Source organism: Xanthomonas sp. 1678, from assembly GCF_031455575.1.
GTDB lineage: Bacteria > Pseudomonadota > Gammaproteobacteria > Xanthomonadales > Xanthomonadaceae > Xanthomonas_A.
In genome coordinates, this window is sequence record NZ_JAVDSZ010000001.1 from 110097 (window position 1) to 120000 (window position 9904).

The 9904-nt window shown below is 72.8% G+C and carries 8 protein-coding genes; 3 read left to right on the forward strand and 5 right to left on the reverse strand.

Features of this window, described 5'->3' with window-relative positions; translation table 11 throughout:
- Positions 1-107: 107 nt before the first annotated feature.
- Genes J2Y70_RS00625 through J2Y70_RS00640 form a run of 4 tightly spaced genes read right to left on the reverse strand, consistent with a single transcriptional unit; the run spans position 108 to position 4492 of the window.
- The gene (locus J2Y70_RS00625; RefSeq protein WP_309912249.1) at positions 108-638 is read right to left on the reverse strand and encodes a Slp family lipoprotein; all 531 of its coding nucleotides are present in this window, start codon (positions 636-638) and stop codon (positions 108-110) included.
- Positions 635-2584 carry a DUF3488 and transglutaminase-like domain-containing protein gene (locus J2Y70_RS00630; RefSeq protein ID WP_309912251.1) on the reverse strand — a complete coding sequence of 650 codons (1950 nt, stop codon included), beginning with the start codon at positions 2582-2584 and terminating at the stop codon, positions 635-637. Before J2Y70_RS00630 ends, J2Y70_RS00625 begins: the two co-directional genes overlap by 4 nt.
- Entirely contained in the window at positions 2577-3533 is a 957-nt protein-coding gene (locus J2Y70_RS00635) for a DUF58 domain-containing protein (RefSeq protein WP_309912253.1), read from the reverse strand. The genes J2Y70_RS00630 and J2Y70_RS00635 overlap by 8 nt, the downstream gene beginning before the upstream one ends.
- Before the next feature lie 5 nt (positions 3534-3538).
- The gene (locus J2Y70_RS00640) at positions 3539-4492 is read right to left on the reverse strand and encodes a MoxR family ATPase (protein ID WP_309912254.1); all 954 of its coding nucleotides are present in this window, start codon (positions 4490-4492) and stop codon (positions 3539-3541) included.
- Between the two features lie 37 nt (positions 4493-4529).
- Here J2Y70_RS00640 and J2Y70_RS00645 point away from each other — a divergent pair, with 37 nt between their 5' ends.
- The 3 genes from J2Y70_RS00645 to J2Y70_RS00655 are packed head-to-tail and all read left to right on the forward strand — an operon-like array spanning position 4530 to position 9274.
- Positions 4530-6377: a glycosyltransferase family 39 protein gene (locus tag J2Y70_RS00645; protein ID WP_309912257.1), complete on the forward strand. Its 1848-nt coding sequence runs from the start codon at positions 4530-4532 to the stop codon at positions 6375-6377.
- 51 nt (positions 6378-6428) lie between these two features.
- Entirely contained in the window at positions 6429-7427 is a 999-nt protein-coding gene (locus J2Y70_RS00650; protein WP_309912259.1) for a glycosyltransferase family 2 protein, read from the forward strand.
- Positions 7424-9274: a glycosyltransferase 87 family protein gene (locus tag J2Y70_RS00655; protein ID WP_309912261.1), complete on the forward strand. Its 1851-nt coding sequence runs from the start codon at positions 7424-7426 to the stop codon at positions 9272-9274. The genes J2Y70_RS00650 and J2Y70_RS00655 overlap by 4 nt, the downstream gene beginning before the upstream one ends.
- A gap of 5 nt (positions 9275-9279) precedes the next feature.
- On the opposite strand, the gene J2Y70_RS00660 is transcribed toward J2Y70_RS00655, so the two are convergent.
- Positions 9280-9852: a Maf family nucleotide pyrophosphatase gene (locus J2Y70_RS00660; protein ID WP_309912263.1), complete on the reverse strand. Its 573-nt coding sequence runs from the start codon at positions 9850-9852 to the stop codon at positions 9280-9282.
- Between the last annotated feature and the right edge of the window lie 52 nt (positions 9853-9904).

A 9904-nucleotide genomic window follows, 5' to 3' on the forward strand; every position in this document is an offset into this window, starting at 1 on the left:
AGTCGCCGTCGCGGGCGATTCGCCGCGACGTCGACGGCCAAACGAAAACGCCGCTTTTCAGCGGCGTTTTCTTCTCCATCATGGCACAACGCGTGCCGGCAGCGGGCTTACCACCAGCCGCGGCCGCCCCAGCCCCAGCGCGGGCCCCACGGATCCCACGGACCCCAGGGGCCGTACGGGTAGGCGGGCACCACCTCGACCTGGCGCACCACCGGCCACAGGTAGACCACGTCGGCGTCGATCTTCGGCAGGCGATAGTCGTACTCGCCGATGCGGGTGCTCTCGTAGCCGGAGACGTGACCGATGAAGGTCACCTCGCGGCCGGGCTCGAACACCGCCGGGTCGTAGAAGCCGGAGCGGCAGGCGACGAAGCGGCCGTCGCTGGCGTCGGCCGAATCGCTGTCCGGGCGGCCGCTGGCGCTCAACGGCCGTCCCAGCATCTGGAAGCAGGTAGCGCCCTGGCCGGGCTTGGTCTGGATGATCTTGCCGCCCCAGCGCACCGCGGCGCCGACCTGCTGGCCGGTGACCGAATCGCGCGGGGTGACGGTGGCGAACTGGCCTTGCAGCGGCTTGGGCGCGGTCGCGCAGGCGCTCAGGGCGAGAACGGCCATGACGGGGAACAGCAGTCGGATCTTCATCGAGATGCTCCGGTATGCGGACGGTGCCTGCGCAGGTCGCGCAACAATGAAGCCCTGTCCGAATCAGCGCCAGCGTAGCGCGAATCAGCGAAACGTTGGCTGAGCGAAAGCAACGCGTTTGCCTCCATCACCTGCTGTACACGCGCCGCCCACTCCAGCGCCGGTTCGTGCGTCTCGCGGCCCAGGCCGAGCCGCGCGTAGCGCCGGCCCAGCCGCCGCCAGGCGCGCAGTAGCGGGTCGCGCTCGCGTTCGCCGCGGGCCAGCAACCAGGCCATCCAGCCCAGCAGCAGCGCGGCGAAGCCGGCGAACAGCGCGACCAGCTGCGCCGGCTCCAGCTTGGCGATGCCGAAGTTGCTCAGCAGCCGCTGCTGGCGGTTGGCGTCGAAGGACAGCACCAGGTCGTTCCAGCCGCGGCGCAGCCAGTCGCCGACGTCGCGCAGCTGCCAGTCGGTGCCGCCGCCCTGCGCGCCGGCGCCACTGCCGAGGCGGTCTTCCAAGGTGTCGTAGATACGCTCCGGGGCGACCGCGGCGGTCGGGTCCACGCGCACCCAGCCGCGCTGCGGCAGCCACACCTCGGCCCAGGCGTGGGCGTCCATGCGCCGCACCACCCAGTAGTCGCCGAACGGATTGCGGGTGCCGCCGGCATAGCCGGTGACCACCCGCGCGGGGATGCCGGCGCCGCGCATCAGCACCACGAAGGCGGAACTGAAGTGCTGGCAGAAGCCGGCCTTCTGCTGGAACAGGAATTCGTCCACGCCGTCGCGGCCGGACAGCGGCGTCTCCAGGGTGTAGGCGAAGTCGCGGCGGATCCACTGCAGCGCGCGCGCGACGATCGCCGCGTCGTCGGCGCCGACCTGTTGCCGCCATTGCCGGGCCAGGGCCAGGGTGCGCGGGTTGTAGCCCGGCGGCAGCGCCAGCGCGCGCTGGCGCTGGGCCGGCGCCAGGGCGGTCTCGAAGCGCAGTGGCGGCGCCGAGCGCAGGCGCCAGCGGCTCAGCGCGCTGAGCGGGCGCTCGCTGATGAGCACATAGTCGGCGGAGGCGGCGGTGCCCTGCGGCGCCTGCAACGGCAGGTCCAGCGCGACCAGCTGGCGGCGGTCGGTCGGCTCGACCTCGATCTCGTAGTCCCAGACGGCGGTACCGGACTGCACCGCCGGCGTCGGCAGGAACGCGTTGCCGCGCGCCGCGCGCCAGGTGCCGCCGTCGAAATCCCACAGCACCGGCCCACGCCAGTAGCGCTGCGCCGGCGGCGGCACCCGGCCGAAGAACTGCACGCGCAGCGCCGGGGTGTCGTCGGCCATCAGGTCCAGCCACTGCCCCGGGCTCATCGTGTCCGACAGGCCGGGCCGCGCCAGCGCGCGTTCCGGCACGCCCCACAGCGGCGAGCCCAGCCGCGGGAACAGCCAGAACGCGGCCAGCGCCAGCGGCAGGCCGAGCGCCAGCAAGCGGCCGACGCCGCGCAGCTGGCCGCGCAGCGGATGGCTGCCGCTGTGTCCCTCCTGGTCGGCCAGGCGCTGCATGCACAGCAGCGCGGCGATCACCGCGGCCAGCGCCAGCAGCATCGTCGCCGGGCCCTGGTCCAGCAGGAACGCGGCGAACGGCGCGAACAGGGCGAAGCCGAGCAGGCTGCGCGCGTCGCGCAGCGTCTTCAGCTCCGACGGCTTGATCGCCAGCATCGCCGCGAGCATCGCGCAGCCGGTATCGCGGCCGAAGCGCATGCCGACCTGCCAGTAGATCGCCGCCAGCATCGCCGCCACCAGCAGCAGCCGCAGCGCCGCCGGCAGCGGCCGCCACGCCGAGCTGGCGCCGATCAGCAGCGCGGCCACGGCGAACAGCAGCGCCAGCGCGTCGGGCAACTGCAGCAGCAGCGGCAGCAGCGACAGCAGGCCGGCCGCGAGCGCCCAGTGCCGGCTGCTGTCGCTCAGCGCGGGCGAGCGCGATTCAGCCATTCGGCAGCAACGCCAGTGCGCGCAGGCACAGGTGCCGGTGCTGCGGCCCGCGGCCCGGCCCCAGCGGCGGCTGCCCCGGCAGCAGCAGGCGATAGCGGCGGCCGTCGCGCTCGGCCTCGTTGACCCAACGCGCCAGTCGCGCGATGCGGCGTTCGTAGGGCAGCGTCGGCAGCGTGCGCCAGTCCAGCACCACGTCCACGCCGATCGGACGTTCGTATTCGCGGACCAGCAGGGTGTCGCGGCGCGCCGAATGCTTCCAGGAGATCGCGCGCGGCGCATCGCCGGCGCGGTACGGGCGCAACTGGTGCAGTTCCTCGCCCAGCGCGTGCAGGCGGGTCTGGGTCGGGGTGCCGTCGCCGCAGGGCAGCGGCGGTCCGTCGCTTTCCGGTTGCGGGTAGACCAGCAGCGGCGTGTCCGGCCAGAACCAGGCCCAGGCGCGCAGCAGGCCCAGCGGCTGGGTGGTGGAAATGCGGATGCGCTGCAGGTCGAGCCAGCCGCGGCGTTCGGTGGGCAGGTCCAGGTCGGCTTCGCTGCCGCCGTCGCCGTGCAGGTCCAGGTAGGTGTGGCGGCCGGCATGCGTCACGCGCAGGCCGCGCCGCTGGCGGGCGTCGTCGGCGGCCAGCGCCAAGCGCAGCCGCAGCGGCGTGCCGGCCGCCACCGGCTCGGCCGACAGTGCGTCCAGGCGCAGCCCCGACAGCTGCAGGTGGGCCATGATCGCGCTGGCGATGGCGGCCGCGCCCAGCAGCATCGCCAGCAGCAGGGCGGGGTTGTTGTTGTAGTTCAGCGCGCCGAGCAGCATCGCGCCGAGCAACAGCGCCAGGAAGCCGCCGAATGGGGTGGGCAGGATGTAGATCCGGCGCCGGTCCAGGCGCACCGGCAGCGTCTCGGGATCGCGCGGCCGCGCCAGCCGTGCCAGCGCCTGCCGCCACTCGCGCAGCCGTGCCCGCATCGGCCTCAGTCCACCGCCACGCTGTGCAGGATCGCCTTGGCCAGCGCTTGCCCGGAGGCCGATTCCTGTTCGGCCACCAGCCGGTGCTCGGCCACCGCCACGAACAGCGCCTGCACGTCCTCCGGCAGCGCATGCGCGCGGCCCAGCAGCAGCGCGTGCGCCTTGGCCGCGCGCAGCAGCGCGATGCCGGCGCGCGGCGACAGGCCCACGCGTACGCCTGGGTGCTGGCGGCTGCGCGCCAGCAGCGCCTGTACGTAGCCGACCAGCGCGTCGCTGGCGTGGATCTGCTCCACGCTGTGCCGCAGCGTGGCCATGTCGGCGTCGCTGAGTTGCGGCTGCGCCTGGGCGATCAGGTCGCGGCGGTCGCTGCCGCTGAGCAGTGCGCGTTCGGATTCGGCGCTGGGATAGCCCAGTGCCAGCCGCAGCAGGAACCGGTCCAGCTGCGAGTCGGGCAGCGGGAAGGTGCCCGACAGGTCCACCGGGTTCTGCGTGGCGATGACGAAGAACGGCGCCGGCAGCGGATGGGTCGTGCCGTCCAGCGTCACCTGCTGTTCGGCCATCGCTTCCAGCAGCGCGCTCTGCGTGCGCGGCGGCGCGCGGTTGATCTCGTCGGCGAGCAGCACGTGGGCGAACACCGGGCCGGGATGGAACTGGAACTGGCGCGACTGCGCGTCGTACACCGACACGCCGAGCACGTCGGCCGGCAGCAGGTCGGAGGTGAACTGCACGCGTTGGAAGCTCAGGCCCAGGCTCGCGGCCAGCGCATGCGCCAGCGTGGTCTTGCCCAGCCCGGGCAGGTCCTCGATCAGCAGATGTCCACCGGACAGCAGCGCGACAAAGGCCATGCGCACCTGTTGCGGCTTGCCCAGGACCAGCGCGTTGACCTGCTGCTGGGCCTGCGCGAGCGCCTCGCGCAGCGTATCGGTTAGCATTTCCGGCAAGCGGGACGGAGTAGGCATCGCATTCTCGCAACGGGTTTAGGGGAGTCTAAAGGCAATGCAAGGCGAACAACGTGCACGCGGCACCTTCATGGTGCTGTGGACGCTGGTCACCGCAGCCAAGCTGCTGGCGGCCGCGCGCCTGCCGTTGTTCGTCGATGAGGCGTTCTATTGGCAGGAAGGCCAGCACCTGGCCGCCGCCTATTCGGACCTGCCCGGGCTGACCGCCTGGCTGGCGCGGCTGGGCGTGGCGCTCGGCGGCGAGCACCTGCTGGCGCTGCGCGCGCCGTTCCTGCTGGTGTCGGCGTTGATGCCGTGGCTGATCGCGCGCATCGCCACGCGCTGGTTCGGCGCGGTGGCCGGTTGGCGCGCCGGCAGCCTGACCTTGCTGATGCCGCTGTCGGGCACGCTCGGCATCCTCGCCCTGCCGGACGTGCCGATGGCGCTGGCGACGATCCTGTGCATGGACGCCAGCGCGCGGCTGCTGCGCCAGATCGATGCGATGAGCGCGGTGGAACTGGCGCTGGGCCTGACCCTGGGCGCGCTGAGCCACTACCGCTTCGCCGGGGTGATCGGGGTGGGCGCGATCGCGTTGCTGCTGATCCCGCAGGGCCGGCGCATGCTGCGCGATCCGCAGGTGTGGGTGGCGCTGGCGATGGGCATCGTCGCCTGGCTGCCGTTGCTGGCCTGGAATGCCGACAACGGCGAAGCCGGGGTCAAGTTCCAGCTGATCGATCGGCATCCGTGGAGCTTCCAGCCCGTCGGCATCGCCTTCGTGCTGATCCAGGGGCTGCTGGTCACGCCGCTGCTGGCGGTGGCGATGTGGAAGGTGGCCCTGGTGGCCACGCGCGGCGGCGGCAGTGGCGGGGCGCGCGTGCAGTGGCGCTATTTCGGCCTGCTCGGCGGGGTGTCCACGCTGGGCATCTTCCTGTTCGGCTTCTTCACCGACGCCGAGCGCATCAGTTTCCATTGGCCGCTGCCGGGCTACCTGGCGCTGCTGATCGCCGCGCCGGTGATCCTCAGCGGTTGGCCGAAGCGGTTGCGCCGCGCGACCTGGCTGCTGACCGGGATCGGCCTGGTCGGCGCGTTCGGCTACTACCTGGCCGTGTCGGTGCCGTCGGTGCGCGAACATGCCGCCGGTGACAAGTACTACCCGCGCAACTTCGCCGGCTGGCAACCGCTGGCCTCGGCGGTGCGCCGCGAACTGGCGGCGATGCCGCCCGGCACGCAGGTGCTGGCCGACAATTTCAAGGTCGGCGCCGAGCTCGGTTTCGAACTGGGCGATGCCGACATCCAGGTGTTGCCGCATCCGTTGAACGACAAGCACGGGCGCAGTGCGCAGCTGCGCCAGTGGGGGCTGCTCAGCGACGGCCGGCGCGATGGGCCGCGGCTGCTGGTGCTGTCGCCCAGCGACATGAAATACCGGCTGCTGCTGCAGCGCTATCACGCGGTCTGCGCGCTGGTCGGCCCGCTGCCGCCGCCGAAGGTGGTGTCCAGCGATCACGGCAGCCAGCGCTTCCTGCTGTTCGCGCTGCCGGCGCAGCGCCTGCCGGGGCCGTGCACCACGCCGGCGATGGCCTGGTTCAACACCCCAGTTGTGGGCGACAAGGTGGCGCGCCACTTCGAAGTCTCCGGCTGGGCGTTCAAGGACGGCGTGGGCATCGCCCGCGTCGAGGTGCTGCTCGACGGCAAGGTCGCCGCACAGGCGCGGTATGGCGAGGCCTACGACGTCACCGCGTTCTGGAAGATCTCCACCGATCCGGGCCATCCGCACGTCGGCTTCCGCGCCGAACTCGATGCCAGCGGCCTGGCGCCGGGCACGCATTGGCTCGGCCTGCGCCTGCACGGCCGCGACGGCAGCGTCGAGGATTGGTGGGAGCAGCCGATCGAACTGCGCCGCCGCTGAGATAGCATGGCGCGCCTTTCCACGCCCGCCGCGCAGGACCGCACGCCGCCCATGCCCAGTTCTTCCTCCGCCCACGACGCGGCCCCGCCGCGGATCGCGGTGCTGGTTCCCTGCCACAACGAAGCGGCCACGATCGGCCGGGTGGTCGCCGACTTCGCCGCCCAGCTGCCGGCGGCGAGCATCCACGTGTTCGACAACAACTCCAGCGATGCCACCATCGAGCGCGCCCGCGCGGCCGGGGCGCAGGTGCGGCAGGTCGCGCTGCAGGGCAAGGGCAATGTGGTGCGGCGCCTGTTCGCCGACGTCGAGGCCGACGTGTACGTGCTGGTCGACGGCGATGCGACCTACGACGCGGCGATGGCGCCGGCGCTGATCGCGCGCCTGCTGCATGATGGCCTGGACATGGTGGTCGGCGCGCGGCGCAGCGACGAGGCCGCCGCCTATCGCGCCGGACACCGCTTCGGCAACGTGCTGCTGACCCGCTGCGTGGGTTTCCTGTTCGGGCGCAGCTTCGACGACATGCTGTCCGGCTACCGGGTGTTCTCGCGCCGCTACGTGAAGTCGTTTCCGGCGCATGCGGCCGGCTTCGAGACCGAGACCGAACTGGCGGTGCATGCGCTGCAGTTGCGCATGCCGGTGGCGGAGGTGGACACCGCCTACGGCGCGCGGCCGCAGGGCTCGCAAAGCAAGTTGCGCACCTGGCACGACGGCACCCGCATCCTGCTGACCATCCTGCGCCTGTTCAAGGCCGAACGGCCGTTGCTGTTCTTCTCGCTGGGCTTCGGCGCCTGCGTGCTGCTGGCGCTGGGCCTGGCGGTGCCGCTGGTGCTCACCTACCTGCACACCGGCCTGGTGCCGCGCTTCCCGACCGCGATCCTGTGCTCGGCGCTGGTGCTGCTCGGCGTCCTGCTGCTGGCCTGCGGGCTGATCCTGGACACGGTCACGCGCGGCCGGGTCGAGGCCAAGCGCCTGGCCTATCTGGCGATCCCGGCGTTGCCGTTGCCGCTGCCGTCGGCGCACGCCGCGGCGCCGCTTGCCGACAACGCATGAACGCGGCCATCGCCACGCCGCGGCGCCCGAACCGCCGCCAGCGCCTGCTGCGCGCGCTGGATCGCCGCTTCGCCTTCCACAGCCGCGGCAACGTGATCGCCGCCGGCATCGCGGTCGCGCTGCTCGGTGGCCTGCTGTCGCTGCTGCTGGGCCAGGACGCCAACTGGGACCTGCGCAACTACCATCTGTACAACGGCTATGCCGCGCTGCACGGCCGCCTCGGCGTGGACATGGCGCCAGCGCAACTGCAGAGCTACTTCAATCCGCTGCTGGACGTGCTGCACTACGCGTTGCTGACCGGCCTGCCCGCACCGCTGGCCGGGTTCGCGATGGGCGCGCTGCACGCGCTGGCGTTCCTGCTGCTGGCCGGCATCGTCTGGCAGGTGCTGGACCCGCGCCTGGACCGCGCGCGGCTGGCGCCGTGGCTGGCCCTGGCCGGCATGTGCAGCGCCGCCTTCCTGTCCGAATTCGCTGGCACCATGGCCGACAACACCAGCGCGCTGCCGGTGCTGGGCGCACTGCTGGCCGCACTGCACGCGCAGCGCCGGCAGCAGGCGGCCGGGCAGGGCGTGGCGATCGCGTGGTGGGCGCTGGCCGGTGCGCTGCTGGGCCTGGCGCTGGCCTGCAAGCTGACCAATGCGCTGTTCGCGCTGGCGTTGGGGATTGCAGCGCTGGTCGCTGGCGGTCGCGCGCGGCAGCGCCTGGGCGGGGCCGCGGTGCTGACCGTGGTCGCCATGGCCAGCTTCGCGGTGCTGGCCGGGCCATGGCTGCTGAGCGTGTGGAAGACCTTCGGCAATCCGCTGTTCCCGCAATTCAACAGCCATTTCCTGGCGCCGCTGGCGCAGCCGGTCGCGCTCAGCGATACACGCTGGCTGCCGAAGGGCTGGCTGCAATGGCTGAGTTGGCCGCTGCTGTTCTCGGCCGAGCCGAACCGGGTCAGCGAAGTCGCCCTGCGGCAGATCGTGTGGCCGCTGCTGTACCTGCTCGGCCTGGCGGCGCTGCTGCTGTTCGCGCTGCGCCGGCCGCGCCGGTCCGTGGCCAATAGCGACGTGGTCGCGCCGGCGTGGCGCGCGCTGCTGGTGTTCGTCGTGGTCGCGTTCCTGGCCTGGCAGTCGGTGTTCAGCATCCAGCGCTACCTGGTGGTGCCGGAGTTGCTGGCGCCGCTGGTGCTGTGGGTCGGGCTGCGGCGGCTGCTGCCGTCACGCATCGCGGCGCCGGCGGCGCGCTGGACGCTGATCGCCTGCGCGCTGGTCGCGCTGCAGGGCTGCGGCGACTGGGGCCACGAGCGCTGGGCGCGCGCCGCGTTCCGGGTGCAGGCGCCGCCCCTGCCGCAGCCGGCGCGCAGCCTGGTGCTGCTGGTCGGCGACGCACCGCAGTCGTGGCGCATCCCGTTCCTGCCGGCGCAGGCGGCGTATGCGTCGGTGGCGTCCAATTTCCCCGAATCGCCGGCCTATGCCGCGCGCGTGCAGGCGCTGCTGGCCGAACGCGGCCAGGCCTATGCGTTGCTGCCGGCGACGGTGGACCGCAATGCCGAACGCTTGCTGCGGCTCAATGCGCTGGCCGCGCGCCTGGGCCTGGACCAGGGGCCGGATTGCCGGCTGATGCGGCGGCTGGCGCGCAAGCCGGTACGCGCGGCGCTGGTCGAGCGCGCCGGTCGCTGCCGGTGGGCCATGCTGCCGGAACGGACCATCGACATCGCCGCCGGCGACCGCCAGGCGCTGGCGCTGGCCGACCAGCAGTTGGCGCGCTACGGCCTGGCGCTGCAGCCGGGGACCTGCACGGTGTACGCGTCGTGGGTCGGGCAGGCGCGCTTCCCGTACCAGTGGTGCCGGGTCGGCCGGCGCTGACCGGCTCAGGGCAGCACGTAGCCGGCCTCGCGCAGCAGCCCGGCCAGGGCGATCAGCGGCAGCCCGACCAGCGCGGTCGGGTCCTGGCTGTGGATCGCGCTGAACAGGCTGATGCCCAGGCCTTCGCACTTGAAGCTGCCGGCGCAGTCCAGCGGCTGCTCGGCGGCGACGTAGCGGGCGATCTCCTCGGCCTGCAGGTCGCGGAAGCGCACCTCGGTCAGGTCGCAGGCGCGCAGTGCGCGCTCGCTGCGCAGCAGGCACACCGCGGTGTGGAAGCGCACGCTGCGCCCGGACATCGCCGCCAGCTGCGCGTGCGCGGCGGCGGCATGGCCGGGCTTGCCCAGCGGCTGGCCGTCGAGTTCGGCGACCTGGTCCGAGCCGATCACCCAGGCGTCGACGGCGCCGGCCGCGACCGCCGCGGCCTTGGCCAGGGCCAGGCGCTGCGCCAGCGCCAGCGGCGCTTCGCCGGGCAGCGGGGTTTCCTCGACCTGCGGGCGGACGCTGTCGAAGGGCAGGCGCAGGCGCTGCAGCAGCTCGCGGCGATAGACGGAGGTGGAGGCCAGGATCAGGCGCGGCATCGGCGGTCGGGCAGGGCGGCGGGTTGCCGGGGCCGGCAGTCTGCGGCGGCAT

Coding starts and splice junctions, on each gene's coding strand:
- J2Y70_RS00630 (WP_309912251.1), bottom strand. CDS start 2,584: ATGGCTGAATCGCGCTCGCCCGCGCTGAGCGACAGCAGCCGGCACTGG.
- J2Y70_RS00655 (WP_309912261.1), top strand. CDS start 7,424: ATGAACGCGGCCATCGCCACGCCGCGGCGCCCGAACCGCCGCCAGCGC.
- J2Y70_RS00635 (WP_309912253.1), bottom strand. CDS start 3,533: ATGCGGGCACGGCTGCGCGAGTGGCGGCAGGCGCTGGCACGGCTGGCG.
- J2Y70_RS00645 (WP_309912257.1), top strand. CDS start 4,530: ATGCAAGGCGAACAACGTGCACGCGGCACCTTCATGGTGCTGTGGACG.
- J2Y70_RS00660 (WP_309912263.1), bottom strand. CDS start 9,852: ATGCCGCGCCTGATCCTGGCCTCCACCTCCGTCTATCGCCGCGAGCTG.
- J2Y70_RS00650 (WP_309912259.1), top strand. CDS start 6,429: ATGCCCAGTTCTTCCTCCGCCCACGACGCGGCCCCGCCGCGGATCGCG.
- J2Y70_RS00625 (WP_309912249.1), bottom strand. CDS start 638: ATGAAGATCCGACTGCTGTTCCCCGTCATGGCCGTTCTCGCCCTGAGC.
- J2Y70_RS00640 (WP_309912254.1), bottom strand. CDS start 4,492: ATGCCTACTCCGTCCCGCTTGCCGGAAATGCTAACCGATACGCTGCGC.